We start from the raw sequence: 16,343 nt of genomic DNA, 5'->3' as shown, positions 1-16,343 counted from the left end.
TTGCTGCGCGTTAAGCGATCGGATTGCTCACATTGATAGATGAAGTAGGGCAGACTGCGACACACGCACCACACCCGTTACAAAGATTTGGATCAAGGTTCGGTTGAGCGACTCGACCCACTTCTAAGCGAAATTGAATTGCCATGCTGTCGCACATTTCTCCACAAGAACGACACTCGACATTTTGCTGTGCAAGACATTGGTTGCTGATAGCCGCTTTTGCTCGCCAAGGTGTTTCTTGTTGATCGGCAAATAGTGACTCAGGGCAGGCTTCCGCACACTGATAGCAAAAAGTGCACTCATCAATGGTGAAATCAACTTTAGGGAATCCGCCATCACCTTTAACGACGATTTGCGTCTCGCACGCTTTAAGACATTCGCCACACTGAGTACATAAATCGGTAAACTGTTCAGGTGCACTTAGCCAAGGCAAGCGAACAGCGTCGTCTTGCACTACATTGCGGGTAAAAAGGCGTCTTCTCGACAGATCGACCATTTAAAGCGAATCCACATAGGGTTGAATGGAATTGCAAATACCGTTAACAACCTTTCATTTATCAATAATTAAATTGTAGGATTTGTCACATTTGTATAAATACCTCCAAGGGGGTATTTAGGGAGGGAGTTTGTTTTAGATCAACTAATTCGATTGGGTTTGATCACATATTGGCGTTAGCGCTAAAATTTAGTCATCAGCTGTTTAGCAATATATTGTCATATCAATTCGAGGTTCGGTTGTTAAAAAGTATTAAAAAGTCGGTAACAGGAACGATTGCGAAGGCATTATCGTTAATTGTGCTTCTTTCGGTGGCAACGATTGGCTATGCGTTTGTGTTACTTGCCTCAAGTTTGAATGATGCTGAAGCGCTCAACGTCGCGGGCTCAATGCGAATGCAAAGCTATCGACTTGCTCATGATATTCAATCGCAATCCAGTGATTTTTCTTCACATATTTTTTTATTTGAACGTTCGATCTATTCGCCTTCGATGAAGGCACTGCAAAATTGGGATGTGCCTGAAGATATTACCCATGACTACTACCAACTGATTATGCGCTGGCATGAATTAAAGGAAGTGCTCATCAGTGAGCAGCGTTCTCAATACTTGATGTTAGTTCCTTCGTTTGTTTCGCAAATCGACGCCTTTGTCTTTAAGCTGCAAGGCTTTTCAGAGAGAAAACTGGTTGAGTTAGCCTGGGTTGGTGTGATTGGTTTAGGCGGGATCTTAATCACTAGTGTGTTTGTCGTGCTGTTTGTTCGCCGCGAGATTGTTCATCCACTGCGAGCGTTGGTGGTCGCGAGTGAACAAATTAAGTCGCGTTCTTTTGATGTTGAGTTAAATGTTGTTAGCGACAATGAGATGGGCATCCTCACTCGAACGTTTAATAATACCGCCAAAGAGTTAGGCAAATTCTATTACGGTTTAGAGAAGGCTGTGAATGAGAAAACGCATAAACTTCAGCATGCCAACCAGTCTTTACATGTTCTGTATAAGTCTTCTAGTGAACTGACTGCATCAAGAATTACACCTGATAACTTTGCTGCGATCTTGCAGCAAATTGTGAGTATTGAAGGGGTAAGTGCGGTAAAACTTGAAGTGGGTACTGGGGAAGAAAAACCGATGATACTCGCGAAAGGCGAGTTGCAAGAAAAGAATCTTTCGAGCCAAACATTAACCCTTGATGGGGCGGAACTAGGCACACTTTATTGGAATTGGTATTTACCATGTCCAGACCAAGATTTGATTGATAACTTTGTACGGATTCTCTCACGTGCCGTCTACTACAACCAAGCACAGCGACAATCAGAACAGTTACTGTTGTTAGAAGAGCGCGCAACGATTGCGCGGGAGCTACATGATTCGTTAGCTCAATCACTCTCTTATTTGAAGATCCAAGTCTCCTTGCTTAAACGCATGATGAAAAAGCTTGAGCAGAGTTCAGAATTGGATAAAACAAACAGCATTGTTAGTGACTTAGATTCCGCATTATCAGGTGCTTATACACAACTGCGTGAATTGTTAACTACCTTTAGATTATCAATCAAAGAAGGCAATTTTGATACCTCATTAAAAGAGATGTTGGCACAACTTCAGGAGCAAACTGAAGCGAAGATTGTGCTTGATAACCAATTGTCTTCGGCCGAACTTGATGCTCATCAGCAAGTTCATTTGCTGCAGTTGATTCGTGAAGCGACGATCAATGCGATTAAGCATGCTGATGCGACCCAAATAGACATTTTCTGCACTGAGAGTGATGAAGAGGTCATGATTAAAGTGATTGATGATGGTGTCGGGATTGAAAGCCAAGAAAGCAAGATTAACCACTATGGTTTGTCGATCATGCATGAGCGTGCTAGTCGCTTAAATGGTCAACTGACGATTAAAACAGCGAGCCAACAAGGCTGCGAAATAGAATTAAAATATCCAAGAACTAAGGATAACGATTTTGACACAATGTAGAGTAATGCTTGTAGACGATCATCCATTGATGCGTCGAGGATTGAGCCAACTATTGAGCTTTGAAGATGAATTTGAAGTGATTGCTGAAGCATCCTCAGGAGCGGAAGCGGTGGCGAAGAACCATGAAGTTGAGCCAGACTTAATTCTGCTCGATTTGAACATGAAAGGCATGTCGGGGCTAGATACCCTCAATGCGCTTCGAGCTGACAATTGCGATGCCAATATCGTGATCCTGACTGTCTCTGACAGTGCTGCTGATATTGACGCGTTAGTTAAAGCAGGTGCAGATGGCTATTTGCTGAAAGATACCGAGCCAGATGAATTGATTGAAGTATTGAAAAACAGCCTCAATGGTGACAAAGCTTATAGTAAAGAAGTCGCCGAGTATTTAGCTGACCGCGAGAATCAGGATGATGTTTTTGATACTTTGACTGACCGTGAAATGCAGATTTTGCGTCAAGTCGCTAAAGGGTTGAGAAACAAGCAAATCGCCGACAACTTATTTATCTCTGAGTCGACAGTCAAGGTGCATATGAAGAGCTTGCTTAAAAAACTGGTGGTGCCATCACGCACGGCGGCGACGGTTCTCTACCTAGAGCGCTATGGTGATTTAAAATAAGGCGACTCAAAATAAGGCGATTCAAAGTAACGCGAATTAAAAGAAGCGATTCAAAGTCATCAAACAAAAAAAGGTTCATCACCTGGGGGCGGGGATGAACCTTCACTCCAATCTGGCTAGTGACTAAATGCCAGAGTCGTAATTATTGCGCTGCGGACAAGTGCCAATGATCTCGCGTCTTCCAGACTCTTTGACTTCTTCTAAAATGACGTCAAAACCCCACAGACGGTAAAGGTGCTTGAGTACTTCGTTGTAGCCATCATGCAATGGAATACGGTCGTGAGGCACGTATTGCAGTGTCATCGAGCGGTCGCCACGTACATCAACGTTAAATACTTGAATGTTTGGTTCAAGATTGCTGAGGTTGTACTGGGCGGCAAGCTTCTCTCGAATCGCTCGGTAGCCCATATCATCGTGAATTTGGCTCACTTCAATATAGTTCTTTCTATCATCATCAACGATAGAGAACAGCTTAAAATCACGAATGATTTTTGGCGATAGATATTGGCTGATAAAGCTTTCATCTTTGAAGTTATGCATCGCAAAATGCACTGCTTCTAGCCAATCGCTGCCTGCAAGTTCAGGGAACCATTCTTTGTCCTCATCAGTCGGCTCTTCACAGATACGACGAATATCGCGGAACATAGCAAAGCCAAGCGCATAAGGGTTAATACCGCTAAAGTACGGGCTATTGTAGGGAGGTTGCGCCACCACGCTGGTATGACTGTGTAAAAATTCGAGGATAAAGCGCTCAGAAACCACACCTTCATCGTAGAGATGGTTCAAAATGGTGTAGTGCCAGAATGTGGCCCAACCTTCGTTCATCACCTGAGTTTGTTTTTGTGGATAGAAGTACTGGCTCACTTTGCGCACAATACGCACGATCTCTCGCTGCCATGACTCCAGTAGAGGGGCGTGTTTCTCGATGAAATAGAGAATGTTTTCTTGCGGTTCACTTGGGAAGCGCACTTTTTCACTCTCTTCTTTATCAGCGGTTTTTGGCACAGTGCGCCATAAGTCGTTCACTTGTGATTGTAAATACGCTTCCCGTTCTTCTTGACGACTTTTCTCTTCCGCAATCGAAATTTTTTCCGGGCGCTTGTAGCGATCAACACCGTAGTTCATTAAAGCGTGGCAAGAATCGAGTAACTCTTCGACTTCAGAGACACCATACTTTTCTTCACATTCTGCAATGTATTTCTTGGCGAATAGAAGATAGTCGATAATTGAACCTGCATCGGTCCATGCTTGGAAAAGATAATTGCCTTTGAAGAACGAGTTATGTCCATAGCAGGCGTGTGCCATCACCAATGCCTGCATGGTGACGGTATTCTCTTCCATCAAGTAAGCAATACAGGGATTGGAGTTAATCACAATCTCGTAGGCAAGCCCCATTTGACCATGTTTGTAGCCTTGTTCGGTCTGGATGAACTTCTTACCAAATGACCAATGGTTATAGTTGATCGGCATACCAATACTCGAGTAAGCATCCATCATCTGCTCTGAAGTGATGACTTCAATTTGATTTGGATAGGTATCGAGCTTGTAGTGCTGTGCCACACGCTTGATCTCAACGTGATAGCGTTCTAACAAACCAAACGTCCAGTCAGGACCATCAGGCAACAGCTTATCGCTTTTTTTCGTTGTTGATTTTGTTGTCATGGTACCTCCCTAAGCGTTTTCTTTTTTGAACAGTTCCCTGAACACCGGGAAGATGTCATCAACGCTACGAATATTCTTCATGGCGAAGTTAGAGAAAGCGTTTTCTAGTTTCTCGTACTCATGCCATAAGGTTTGGTGAGAACGTCGTGTGATCTCTATGTAGGAGTAATATTGACACTTAGGGAGCAGCCCTTCTTGCAGCAACTCACGACAGCGTGGTGAATCATCAGCCCAGTTATCGCCATCGGACGCTTGTGCCGCGTAGATATTCCATTGACCAACAGGATAGCGGTCGGCAACGATCTCATTCATGAGTTTGAGTGCACTGGAAACTATGGTGCCACCGGTTTCTTGAGAGTAGAAGAACTCATGTTCGTCGACTTCTTTTGCTTGAGTGTGGTGGCGAATAAACACGACTTCGACGTTTTCGTAAGTGCGAGTTAAGAACAAGTAGAGCAGGACATAAAAGCGCTTAGCGATATCTTTGGTAGCCTGATCCATAGAACCTGATACATCCATCAAGCAAAACATCACAGCTTGGCTTGAAGGAATGGGGCGTCGCTCGTAATTCTTAAAGCGTAAATCGAAGGTGTCGATAAAAGGGACGCTATCGATTTTTTTACGTAGTGAAGTGATTTCTTCTTTGAGACGGCGCTCTTCAATAAGTTGGGCTGGCTCTTGGTTTTGAATGCGTTCAAGCTCCGCTTCGAGCTCATTCATCATGCGGCGTTTGCCGGCCGTCATCGCGGTTCGTCGAGCAAGAGATTGTTGTAGTGACTTAACAATCGCGATATTGGCTGGATTGCCGGCGGTTTGATAGCCTGCGCGATGAGTTTTCCACTCAGTAATTTTGTTAATCTGCGTCTTGTCTAAGTTTGGTAACGCTAAGTCTTCGAACAAGATGTCCAAGTATTCGTCTTTCGATATCTGAAATACGAACTCGTCTTGTCCTTCACCGTCAGCACTTGCATCGCCTTCACCAGTACCGCCACCACCGCCACCACCTTTAGGACGTTCAATTTTATCACCTTTGATGAACTGGTCGTTACCTGGATGAACGCGTTCTCTTACGCCCCCTTGACCTTGGTGGAAAATCGGTTCGCTAATATCTTTATGCGGAATTGAAACGTCTTCGCCAGTTTCGGTGTTAGTAATTGAACGGCGATTGACAGCATCAGCCACCGACTCTTTGATTTTTTCTTTGTGGCGACGAATGAAGCGCTGTCTATTGACTGCACTTTTGTTCTTGCCATTCAGTCGTCTGTCGATAAATTGCGCCATGAGTCACCCCTTTTTCGCTACATACACTATGCGTGTTTGTATTCATCGCATCCAATCTCCTACCAGAGCTTGGCGCTCTGGTAGGTACTCCATGGGCAATCCCCAGTTTCCTGAGGATTTGTCTGCACTATTAAGATGATTTACGTACGCGTAGGTACCATTCTGATAGCAAGCGTACTTGCTTCTCGGTGTAACCTTTTTCCATCATGCGAGCGACAAAGTCGTCGTGTTTCTTCTGATCTTCAGAAGAGGTTTTCGCATTAAAGGAGATGACAGGAAGCAGTTCTTCAGTGTTGGAGAACATTTTCTTCTCTATCACAGTGCGCAATTTTTCATAGCTGGTCCAAACTGGATTTTGACCATTGTTATTGGCACGGGCACGCAGTACAAAGTTGACGATTTCATTACGGAAATCTTTCGGATTACTAATGCCAGCGGTTTTCTCAATTTTCTCGAGTTCATTGTTAAGCGCAGAACGGTCGAACAGCTGACCAGTTTCTGGATCACGATACTCTTGGTCTTGAATCCAGAAATCTGCGTAGGTGACATAGCGATCAAAGATATTTTGTCCGTACTCAGAGTAGGACTCTAAGTACGCGGTTTGAATTTCTTTGCCGATAAACTCAACGTAGCGAGGAACCAAGTAGCCTTTCAAGAACTCTAGGTACTTATCGGCGATGTCTTGTGGGAACTGCTCGCGTTCAACTTGTTGTTCAATTACGTAGAACAGGTGAACTGGGTTCGCGGCGACTTCACTTTGATCAAAGTTGAAAACTCGCGATAGGATCTTGAACGAGAAACGGGTCGATAGACCTGACATGCCTTCATCTACGCCAGCATAATCACGATACTCTTGGTAACTCTTAGCTTTTGGATCGGTGTCTTTCAACGTTTCGCCATCATAAACACGCATTTTAGAGAAGATGGATGAGTTTTCAGGCTCTTTTAGACGAGAAAGAATACTGAACTGCGCCAATAGGTCGAGTGTGCTTGGTGAGCATGGAGCCTTTGATAGCTCAGAATGATCGAGCAGTTTCTGGTAGATTTTGACTTCTTCAGAAACGCGCAGACAGTATGGCACTTTTACAATATAAACACGGTCAAGGAATGCTTCGTTGTTCTTATTGTTGCGGAAAGTTTGCCATTCTGACTCATTCGAGTGCGCGAGAATCATACCGTCAAACGGTAGGGCAGACAAACCTTCGGTACCATTATAGTTGCCTTCCTGTGTCGCAGTCAGTAGCGGGTGCAACACTTTGATCGGCGCTTTAAACATCTCAACGAATTCCATCAAACCTTGGTTCGCTTTACATAATGCGCCTGAATAGCTGTATGCATCGGGATCATCTTGAGAGAAATGCTCTAGCATGCGGATGTCTACTTTACCAACTAGAGATGAAATATCTTGGTTATTTTCATCACCTGGCTCGGTTTTCGCCACCGCCAATTGGTCAAGAATAGATGGACGTACTTTCACGACTTTAAATTTGGAAATGTCACCTCCAAACTCATGCAGTCGTTTTGCTGCCCACGGAGACATAATCGAACGTAGATAGCGCTTGTCAATCCCATACTCTTGTTTGAGCAGTTCACCATCTTCACTCATATCAAACAGACAGAATGGGTGATCATTGACTGGGCTGCGGACGCCGTCAGCAGACAACACGTAAATTGGTTGTTGCTGCATTAAGGCTTTAAGCTTTTCGGCTAATGATGATTTACCACCACCTACAGGACCGAGTAGATAAAGAATTTGTTTGCGTTCTTCAAGGCCTTGAGCGGCGTGTTTTAGGTATGACACAATTTGCTCAATTGCGTCTTCCATGCCGTAAAAGTCTTTGAAAGTCTCGTAACGCGAAATAACACGGTTGGAAAATATACGGCTTAGATGAGGGTCCTGAGCGGTGTCGATCACCTCAGGCTCTCCAATAGCCATTAATAAGCGCTCAGCTGCATTAGCGTACGCACTCTTGTCATCCTTACACAGTGCTAAGAAATCTTGTAAAGATAACTCCTCATCCTTGGACGCTTCATAGCGTGCTTGGAAATGGTCGAAAATGCTCATAATGATTTCCCCTCTGAAACCTGTCAAACTGACAAATAACTCGCAAAAATTAACGTATCCCTCATTAATTAAGACTAGTGTGGATTTCTACTTTTGCTTAAAAAATATGTGTTTATTTGCAAAATTATCGTTAGACGCCTTTGCTACAAACCACCTTGTGTCTGCTGACAACCTTTTATACGTCGGGCTCGAGCAAACAGATTGAAGTCGCCAGAATTTCAAAAACTTGCATGGTTTACTGTGTATAAGTGTGATCAATTCGCGGTTAATTTTATGGTATGTAGTGCGTTATAATTGTGATAACGATAAATCTTGTGAATGGAAAGGGTTGTGAAAATAAGTTGGTTAACCGTAGGTGTGATGGTGCACGGATGTGTGGCGTTCAATGCACAAGCAAGTATTAGTCAATGGTCTTTGGGTGCTGGTGCATCCTATTCGCCAGCGGTGTATAAGGATACGCCCTCAAATCGCACTATAATTCCGGTTATCGGCTATGAAGGAGAACACTTTTTCATGCGCGGTTTCAGTGCCGGCTATCGTTTGAATCCCATTGGTTCAACACATAATATTGTGTTTCGTGCTGCATACGATCCCCGTACTTTGAAAACCGGTGATTCAGACAATGCGGCGATTAAAAAATTGGACGAACGCGATGCCACCATCTTTGGCGGTGTGAGCTATCAAATTTTAACTCGTGTAGGCATGTTTGAAGCTACGGCTGGTTCAGATATTGGTGGTACCCACAATGGCTTCTATGGAGAAGCCGCTTGGCGCTTACCGTTTCGTGGAAGAGGCTGGGGATTTACGCCGAGTATTGGTTATTCCTACAATAGCGATAAGATTAACAACCATCTGTATGGCGTGAGTCAAGCAGAGGCTAGGCGCTCTGGACTAGAAGCGTTTGATGCTGACTGGGATGGCCAATACTTTATTGGGCTGTCTGGCTATATGCACATTACACCGAGCCTGAGGTTGGGGGCGGGCGTGCGCTACATCAATCTTGAAGGTGAGATTGAAAAGAGCCCAATTATTGAATCAGGTATTAATACGGCATTAACGGTAACCGCGGTTTATATGTTTTAGTACGGTATAAACGAAATAGGGCAGCGTTGATGCTGCCCTCTATTTACTTAGCCTTGGTTGACTTTACGCGTTGAAAATCTGCTTCAACTCATTTGCGCATAGGTGGTATTGGCGCGGGCACTTACGCCATGTCGCTAACATACGACGGTATTTTTCTAGCATTGGCATTTGTGCGTTAAAGTTGTGGTCGCCTTTGTCAAATTGAGGGTAAAGACCTTCCGAATCGACTAAAAAGCGAACGTAATGCACTAGCTTACATTCAGTACCGCAATCAAAACCAAGGAACTGTAGGCGGCGTTGGTCTACTTCTTTGCGCTCATGTTCTTCTAACATATTGTTAGATTCTTGCATTGCATGATACATCTCCATAATGTCGATGATTTCACGACATTCGTTATCTTCAATGCAGCCAAAATCTTTGTTTAGCTCACGCATTTGTAATACGTAACCACGCTCGACAATAGTCTGTAAGCGTTTGTATTTTTTTGCGTTTTCTGGATCCATCTGTGACATCAGGTAGTACTGGTTAGATAGGATTAAACGTTGAGCGTTTGTCATTTCCATTAGGGGCGACCTCATAAATCTAGTACATCTTTAATGTGCTTAGGTTAGCCTGTTGTTGACGCTTGAAACATGATCTCAACACATGTTTATGACTAAAAATGAAAACTTTTTACTTATTTTTTGTGATAATGATTATAGATGTAATCGCGGTCAGAGAATGTGCGTAACCACTCGGGTTTGAAGACACTGAGTACCGCGACCGCCATGCCATTAAGCAATCCTTCAGGAAAAGCTAATAAAGCAATAAATACCAGATAATTATCAACAATTGTTGCCCAGTTATGCTGCTCAGTGAGCAGATGGAAGAGGCTGGTGAGTAGAATGTGAACCGAGCCAGTAATCGCACCATTAAAAAAACCAGCGACGAAAATATAGACAAATATATTGCGTGGCAAATAGCGATAACTTAGTAAAAAAACACCATAACTGGTAATAATGGGGATTAAGCAAGACAGCACGAGATAGTGCCCCATATTTTCGACAGTCACAGTACCAAAAAGGGCGAGGCTTAATACTACAGGAAAACAGAGTAGGTAGGCGACGCGCCATCCGTACATCAGCGTTAAACTGGTTAATGCGAGAAAGTGAATATCGAGTCCTTGTTTAATCCCGGCTTCAGCCAACCAAAGCAGGAACAGAGCAAAACAAACTGCAAAAGTTAGATGTTGAAAATGGCTTTCTTGTCTGAACTTGGGCAGAAAGTTTTCGCGGGTATCTTTTACACAAGGGGCTATGGCCAGAATTGCGGCTAGCCACATCCACAAATTATTCAATTCCACTCAATTTCCTTATTCGGTGTTTTTTCCTTTGAATAGATATTTTTCATCGTTTGAGATTGTTAATACGCGCATAGAGGCGTAACGTTTAACCAGTTGCCTGCAAATTCTTATGCGGGCTGTAAACCGATAACAACAAGTATGGTTTAGTTATGAAAAAATCGATATTGGCATTACTTTTCGCTTCTTGCTTTCACTATTCGGCGAATGCCTGTACGGGCATTTCACTCTCTACAACGAATAACGACTTTATCCAAGCGCGCACGATAGAGTGGGGACACAATGATCTCAATAGTAAATTGGTCATCTCTCCGCGCGATTATACCTATACCGCTACCATGCCAGATCAAAAGCAGGGTTTAAAGTGGCAGAGCAAATACGGTTTTGCTGGTATATCAGTGAGTGACGATAAATTTATTGCCGAAGGGGTGAATGAGAAAGGGCTGAGTGCTGGTTTATTCTATTTCCGCAATTATGGTTCATTAGCCAAATATGATCCAAGTGACACGGCGAACAATATTACCGATATGGACTTTGTTCGTTGGATGTTGAGTCAGTTTGAAACTGTTGCGCAGGTTGAAGCAGCGCTTGATAAAATCAAAATTGTGACGGTCTATTTTGACCAACAGGGTAACCCGTCACCAACCGCGCACTGGCGTGTTTCGGATAAAGATGGCAACAGCATCGTAATTGAGATTATGAACCATGGTGAAATCCATATTCACAAAAACACGGCTAAGGTGCTGACCAATTCTCCAGATTATGCTTGGCAGGTGACAAATTTAAACAACTACATTAATTTACGTCCGGGCAGCAGTAGTGACCAGCAAATTAATGGTGTCACGGCGCAGTCGTTTGGCGTAGGTTCTGCCTTTGTTGGTCTACCTGGTGATATTTCTCCGCCTTCACGTTTTGTACGCGCGGCGTTTTACGTCAACACTGCCCCTGAGTTGAAAACGGGTCAGCAAGCGGTGTCACAAGCATTTCATATCTTAAACAATTTTGATATTCCAATTGGCACTGAGTTTAATGATAAGAGCCACATTCCCGATTTGCCAAGCGCGACGCAGTGGACGTCGGTGATCGATCAGGGCAATGGTTTATTGTTCTATAAAACCATGCACGACAGCACCATTCGTCGTGTTGATTTGAAGCAGTTAGACTTTGATAGCAAGGTTGAACGCACGCAACCATTAGATGGCGGCAAATTCCATTTTGAAGATGTCGCAGTAAAATAAACGCGATATTTAGAAAAGTAACAGGGCACTTAACGAAGTGCCCTGTTTGATTTGACCAGTACTTAATGTTGGATTAGTACTTAACGTTTGAATGGTATTGCTCAAGAATCGACTTGATGTTTTCCATCGTTTCTTTTGGCGGTGGGTTTACACCTTCAAGCGGGTATTCAAAGCCTAACGCTTCCCATTTGTGAGCGCCAAGTTTGTGATAAGGCAATAGCTCAACTTTTTCGATGTTGTCCATATCTTTAATGAACTCACCAAGCATGTGCGCTGCTTCATCTTCATCCGTGTAACCTGGCACCACAACGTAGCGAATCCAAGTCTTTTGACCTTTCTGATGTAGGTAGCGAGCAAAATCAAGTACGCGACGGTTAGATACACCAATAAAGTCTTGGTGAATTTCGTCTTTCATGTGTTTAAGGTCAAGCATGACCAGATCGGTCACTTCCAATACTTCGTCAACCACATCAGTATGCTTACGAATGTAGCCATTGGTATCAAGACAAGTATGGATACCTTCTGCTTGAGCTGCACGGAAAAAGTCGCGTACGAATTCAGGTTGCAGCATCGCTTCACCACCGGAGCACGTGATACCGCCTCCTGATGCTTTCATGAAATGACGGTAGCTTTTTGCTTCATTGATAATCTCTTCAACGGTCACTTCTTTACCATCATGCGTGTCCCATGTATCGCGGTTATGACAATATTTACAACGCATTAAGCAGCCTTGTAGGAAGACAATAAAACGAATTCCAGGACCATCGACAGTGCCACATGATTCAAAAGAATGAATACGACCAATTGTTGACATGAGCTCATCTCTTTAGCAATTATTTGAACGTTATTTTATTACAAATTACCCCGATTAAATAGGGTTATAGCGGTTTCTATGCCAATAAATAGCAAAGAAAAATTGTGCTAGAGCGAGTGAATTAATTCGTTATGTAAAAGAGAATTATTTACAAGAAAAAGAACAATGAAAACGAGGCGTTAGAGTGATAATTGTCCCGCGACTCTTTATAGTCCGCTGTGCCTATGGCTGCGGTTAAACTTGCGCCGAACTGCTCATTATACCAAGCAAATCCGGCTACGGCTGTCGCTTGTTGTTTATCTAACGTGACGGGATAGTTTTCGGGATCTGAAATACCGGGTCTATCTCCTTCTAGGGTAATGTCATTGAAGCGATATCGAGCTTTAATTCCAGAGAAAGCGAACCAGCCATCGGATTTCCCACCTAAAGATCCTGCTCGGAATGGCAGTTCTTTATCAATGTTTGCCGCACCTAAATTTCCAGAAAGATTTTTGCCCCAGCGTAGCATTAATCCAGTCGAGATATCGCTACGAAAATTGCCGGCATTAAGTTCTGAAATGTTAGTGATTTCGAATTGGGTAAGGGAGGCGTTCGCAGAACGATATAAGGCAAAATGATTAAGGTATCCAAGATTAACGACGAGCCCTTCATCAACTTGATAGTCCCAACCATTGGGGTAGTCTGACCCAGTAATTTCATGTACGAGACGCTGCGCTTTATCAGCCAATGAATTCTCACCCACCGTACCAAGTGTGAAGTTATAGCGACTCACCCTATCGTCCATGATCGAGATATAGTTGAGCTCTCCAAATAGTACGCCGGCATAAGGGCGCTGATTAGCAATGGGTACGTCAGCTAATAAATCGTTTGGGGTGTACATTTTTTGCCCAAGGGCGAATTCGTATTTATCGATAGAATCGTGAGATAAAGAAAGCCAGTTTAGGCGCGAATCTCCGCTGATCGGGCTGGAGGTATAGGAGGCATATAGCGCGTTAGTGTATTCCTTATCTAAACCAAAAGGCCCATCATTATCTGCGCTAAACACCAAAGTCGGCTCGAGAGAGGCATGGCAACTAAAAGCGAAAATAATGCTTGAATACGCAACGACGATTCTTTTCATTCATGCTCCTCAAAATGAGTAATACCAACATGATTATAGCTATGAGAAACAGATGTTTTAGTGAGTTTAAGGTCAATTCTAGGAAGTAGGGTAGATCCAGCTAACTAATTTAGGAAAAACTTGGGACAAAAAAAAGCCCCGCTAATGCGAGGCTTTCATCAATTAATCAGCTGAGAATTATAGAGACTCAGTGAAAGTACGTGCGATTACGTCAGCTTGTTGCTCTGCAGTTAGAGAGTTAAAGCGTACAGCGTAACCAGAAACGCGGATTGTTAGCTGAGGGTATTTCTCAGGGTGCTTAACTGCGTCTTCTAGAGTTTCGCGGTTAAGAACGTTCACGTTTAGGTGTTGACCACCTTCGATGCCAGCTTCGTGGTGGAAGTAACCATCCATTAGACCAGCAAGGTTAGCACGTTGGCTATCTTCTTCTTTACCTAGTGCGTTTGGCACGATAGAGAAAGTGTAAGAGATACCATCTTGAGCGTCAGCAAACGGTAGTTTACCTACAGATGTTAGTGATGCTACAGCACCTTTCTCGTCACGACCGTGCATTGGGTTTGCACCAGGAGCGAAAGGAGCGCCAGCACGACGACCGTCTGGAGTGTTACCAGTTTTCTTACCGTACACAACGTTTGAAGTGATAGTAAGGATAGACTGAGTTGGGATTGCATCACGGTACATCTTAAGTTTACGGATTTTGCCCATAAACGTAGAAACAAGTTCACATGCGATGTCATCAACGCGTGCGTCGTTGTTACCGAATTTAGGGTAATCGCCTTCGATTTCGAAGTCGATTGCAATGCCATCTTCGTCACGAACTGGTTTAACAGTTGCGAACTTGATTGCAGATAGTGAGTCAGCTGCAACAGATAGACCTGCGATACCACATGCCATAGTACGACGAACGTCACGGTCGTGAAGAGCCATTAGAGACGCTTCGTAGCTGTATTTGTCGTGCATGTAGTGGATGCTGTTTAGAGCAGTCACGTATTGCTTAGCTAGCCAGTCCATAAATGTGTCTAGGCGAGCCATTACGTCGTCGTAGTTTAGAACTTCGTCAGTGATCTTGTCAGAAACAGGACCAACTTGCATCTTCAGTTTCTCATCCACACCGCCGTTGATTGCGTAAAGCATAGTTTTCGCAAGGTTAGCACGTGCGCCGAAGAACTGCATTTGCTTACCAACAACCATTGGAGATACACAACATGCGATTGCGTAGTCGTCAGATTCTAGGTCAGGACGCATTAGATCATCGTTTTCGTACTGGATAGAAGAAGTATCGATAGATACTTTAGCACAGAAACGTTTGAAGCCGTCAGGTAGCTGCTCAGACCAAAGTACAGTGATGTTTGGCTCTGGAGAAGGACCCATAGTGTATAGGCTGTTTAGGAAACGGAAGTTAGTACGTGTAACTAGTGTACGACCGTCAAGACTCATACCGCCCATTGACTCAGTAGCCCAGATTGGGTCACCAGAGAACAACTCATCGTATTCAGGAGTACGTAGGAAACGAACCATACGTAGCTTCATTACGAAGTGGTCGATCATTTCTTGAGCTTCAACTTCAGTGATCTTGCCAGCAGCGATATCACGCTCGATGAAGATGTCTAGGAAAGTCGAAGTACGACCTAGAGACATTGCAGCACCGTTTTGTGATTTAACTGCAGCTAGGTAGCCGAAGTAAGTCCACTGGATAGCTTCTTTAGCAGTTTGAGCAGGCTCAGAGATATCGAAACCGTACTTAGCAGCCATTTGCTTGATTTGACCTAGAGCGCGGTGTTGCTCAGCAATTTCTTCACGAAGTTGCATAGTTGCTGTTAGGTCTTCGCCGTTCTCAAAACGCTCTTGAAGAGACTTGAATTGAGCCAGCTTGTCTTTCATTAGGAAGTCAATACCGTATAGTGCAACACGACGGTAGTCACCGATGATACGACCACGGCCGTATGCATCTGGAAGACCAGTCAGAACACCAGACTTACGACAAGCTAGGATATCAGGAGTGTAGATATCGAAAACGCCAGCGTTGTGAGTTTTGCGGTATTCTGAGTAGATCTTAGAAATCATAGGGTCTAGAGTTTCACCGTATGCTTTACAAGAACCTTCAACCATACGTACACCACCGTTAGGGATGATTGCACGCTTAAGTGGTTTTTCAGTTTGTAGACCAACGATAGTTTCTAGATCTTTTTCGATGTAGCCTGCATCGTGAGCAGTGATGGTAGAGATAACGTCAGTATCGAAATCAAGAGGCGCTTTAGTTGCGTTCTCAATTTTGATGCCTTCCATTACTTTAGCCCAAAGCGTATTAGTTGCTTCAGTACCTTCAGAAACTAGGAAAGATTCGTCGCCTTCATACGGAGCGTAGTTCTTCTGAATGAAATCACGTACGTTTACTTCGTTTTGCCAATCACCTTGTACAAAACCTTCCCAAGCTTTAGCAAATTGCTCTGCCATGACATACCTACCTTTTTAGTAGAAAAAACACGTACTGGTTTCGCCGCTGAGCCAGCTATCCTCGGTATGAGGAACAGTACACTCTTATTTAAAATAACAATATGTATAGCCTTTACTGATCGCTATTCGTATTCGATCAAAAACCTATAGAAATTGTCATTACTCTTTATATGGGATATTACCAGTTCGAATTCAAGGATACACTAA

General features: G+C 43.7%; 13 protein-coding genes. 4 read left to right on the top strand and 9 right to left on the bottom strand.

What is annotated here, in order from left to right; translation table 11 throughout:
* Positions 1–10: 10 nt before the first annotated feature.
* On the bottom strand, positions 11–496 hold the full coding sequence (napF, locus tag IRQ95_RS15275) for a ferredoxin-type protein NapF (RefSeq protein ID WP_194437728.1): 486 nt from the start codon (positions 494–496) through the stop codon (positions 11–13).
* 239 nt (positions 497–735) lie between these two features.
* Between napF and narQ the strand changes: the two genes are divergently transcribed.
* Both narQ and IRQ95_RS15265 read left to right on the top strand, forming a co-directional pair.
* Positions 736–2,460, top strand: coding sequence for a nitrate/nitrite two-component system sensor histidine kinase NarQ (gene narQ / locus IRQ95_RS15270; protein WP_194437727.1), 1,725 nt, complete (start codon positions 736–738; stop codon positions 2,458–2,460).
* On the top strand, positions 2,447–3,079 hold the full coding sequence (locus IRQ95_RS15265; RefSeq protein WP_194437726.1) for a response regulator: 633 nt from the start codon (positions 2,447–2,449) through the stop codon (positions 3,077–3,079). The genes narQ and IRQ95_RS15265 overlap by 14 nt, the downstream gene beginning before the upstream one ends.
* Positions 3,080–3,202: 123 nt before the next feature.
* On the opposite strand, the gene IRQ95_RS15260 is transcribed toward IRQ95_RS15265, so the two are convergent.
* From IRQ95_RS15260 to IRQ95_RS15250, 3 genes are all read right to left on the bottom strand, one after another.
* Positions 3,203–4,741, bottom strand: coding sequence for a SpoVR family protein (locus IRQ95_RS15260; protein WP_194437725.1), 1,539 nt, complete (start codon positions 4,739–4,741; stop codon positions 3,203–3,205).
* A 9-nt stretch (positions 4,742–4,750) separates the two neighbouring features.
* Positions 4,751–6,022: a YeaH/YhbH family protein gene (locus tag IRQ95_RS15255; protein ID WP_194437724.1), complete on the bottom strand. Its 1,272-nt coding sequence runs from the start codon at positions 6,020–6,022 to the stop codon at positions 4,751–4,753.
* A 130-nt stretch (positions 6,023–6,152) separates the two neighbouring features.
* Complete coding sequence (locus IRQ95_RS15250; protein WP_194437723.1) at positions 6,153–8,087, bottom strand: PrkA family serine protein kinase; 1,935 nt, start codon at positions 8,085–8,087, stop codon at positions 6,153–6,155.
* Positions 8,088–8,447: 360 nt separating this feature from the next.
* Here IRQ95_RS15250 and IRQ95_RS15245 point away from each other — a divergent pair, with 360 nt between their 5' ends.
* Positions 8,448–9,170, top strand: a complete 723-nt coding sequence (locus IRQ95_RS15245) for a MipA/OmpV family protein (protein WP_194437757.1) — start codon at positions 8,448–8,450, stop codon at positions 9,168–9,170.
* A gap of 63 nt (positions 9,171–9,233) precedes the next feature.
* Here IRQ95_RS15245 and IRQ95_RS15240 read toward each other — a convergent pair whose 3' ends face one another.
* Positions 9,234–9,734 (bottom strand): YfbU family protein, encoded by a 501-nt coding sequence (locus IRQ95_RS15240; protein WP_075648617.1) that lies wholly within the window; start codon positions 9,732–9,734, stop codon positions 9,234–9,236.
* Positions 9,735–9,847: 113 nt separating this feature from the next.
* Complete coding sequence (locus tag IRQ95_RS15235; protein ID WP_431358058.1) at positions 9,848–10,513, bottom strand: energy-coupling factor ABC transporter permease; 666 nt, start codon at positions 10,511–10,513, stop codon at positions 9,848–9,850.
* A gap of 149 nt (positions 10,514–10,662) precedes the next feature.
* Between IRQ95_RS15235 and IRQ95_RS15230 the strand changes: the two genes are divergently transcribed.
* Positions 10,663–11,748 (top strand): linear amide C-N hydrolase, encoded by a 1,086-nt coding sequence (locus IRQ95_RS15230; RefSeq protein ID WP_194437722.1) that lies wholly within the window; start codon positions 10,663–10,665, stop codon positions 11,746–11,748.
* A gap of 73 nt (positions 11,749–11,821) precedes the next feature.
* On the opposite strand, the gene pflA is transcribed toward IRQ95_RS15230, so the two are convergent.
* From pflA to pflB, 3 genes are all read right to left on the bottom strand, one after another.
* Positions 11,822–12,562: a pyruvate formate lyase 1-activating protein gene (gene pflA, locus IRQ95_RS15225; RefSeq protein WP_194437721.1), complete on the bottom strand. Its 741-nt coding sequence runs from the start codon at positions 12,560–12,562 to the stop codon at positions 11,822–11,824.
* A gap of 148 nt (positions 12,563–12,710) precedes the next feature.
* Positions 12,711–13,682 carry a lipid A deacylase LpxR family protein gene (locus IRQ95_RS15220; RefSeq protein WP_194437720.1) on the bottom strand — a complete coding sequence of 324 codons (972 nt, stop codon included), beginning with the start codon at positions 13,680–13,682 and terminating at the stop codon, positions 12,711–12,713.
* Between the two features lie 177 nt (positions 13,683–13,859).
* Positions 13,860–16,136, bottom strand: coding sequence for a formate C-acetyltransferase (gene pflB / locus IRQ95_RS15215; RefSeq protein WP_194437719.1), 2,277 nt, complete (start codon positions 16,134–16,136; stop codon positions 13,860–13,862).
* Between the last annotated feature and the right edge of the window lie 207 nt (positions 16,137–16,343).

Origin of the sequence: Vibrio fluminensis (genome assembly GCF_015278125.1) — a bacterium.
Classification (GTDB): Bacteria; Pseudomonadota; Gammaproteobacteria; order Enterobacterales; family Vibrionaceae; genus Vibrio; species Vibrio fluminensis.
Note: the sequence above shows the minus strand (reverse complement) of the source record. Positions and strands in the feature narration are given on the sequence as shown.

What these genes read in the sequence shown, in the direction of transcription:
- napF (WP_194437728.1), bottom strand. Translation starts at nt 496, where the DNA reads ATGGTCGATCTGTCGAGAAGACGCCTTTTTACCCGCAATGTAGTGCAA.
- IRQ95_RS15260 (WP_194437725.1), bottom strand. Translation starts at nt 4,741, where the DNA reads ATGACAACAAAATCAACAACGAAAAAAAGCGATAAGCTGTTGCCTGAT.
- IRQ95_RS15255 (WP_194437724.1), bottom strand. Translation starts at nt 6,022, where the DNA reads ATGGCGCAATTTATCGACAGACGACTGAATGGCAAGAACAAAAGTGCA.
- IRQ95_RS15250 (WP_194437723.1), bottom strand. Translation starts at nt 8,087, where the DNA reads ATGAGCATTTTCGACCATTTCCAAGCACGCTATGAAGCGTCCAAGGAT.
- IRQ95_RS15245 (WP_194437757.1), top strand. Translation starts at nt 8,448, where the DNA reads ATGGTGCACGGATGTGTGGCGTTCAATGCACAAGCAAGTATTAGTCAA.
- IRQ95_RS15240 (WP_075648617.1), bottom strand. Translation starts at nt 9,734, where the DNA reads ATGGAAATGACAAACGCTCAACGTTTAATCCTATCTAACCAGTACTAC.
- IRQ95_RS15230 (WP_194437722.1), top strand. Translation starts at nt 10,663, where the DNA reads ATGAAAAAATCGATATTGGCATTACTTTTCGCTTCTTGCTTTCACTAT.
- pflA (WP_194437721.1), bottom strand. Translation starts at nt 12,562, where the DNA reads ATGTCAACAATTGGTCGTATTCATTCTTTTGAATCATGTGGCACTGTC.
- IRQ95_RS15220 (WP_194437720.1), bottom strand. Translation starts at nt 13,682, where the DNA reads ATGAAAAGAATCGTCGTTGCGTATTCAAGCATTATTTTCGCTTTTAGT.
- pflB (WP_194437719.1), bottom strand. Translation starts at nt 16,136, where the DNA reads ATGGCAGAGCAATTTGCTAAAGCTTGGGAAGGTTTTGTACAAGGTGAT.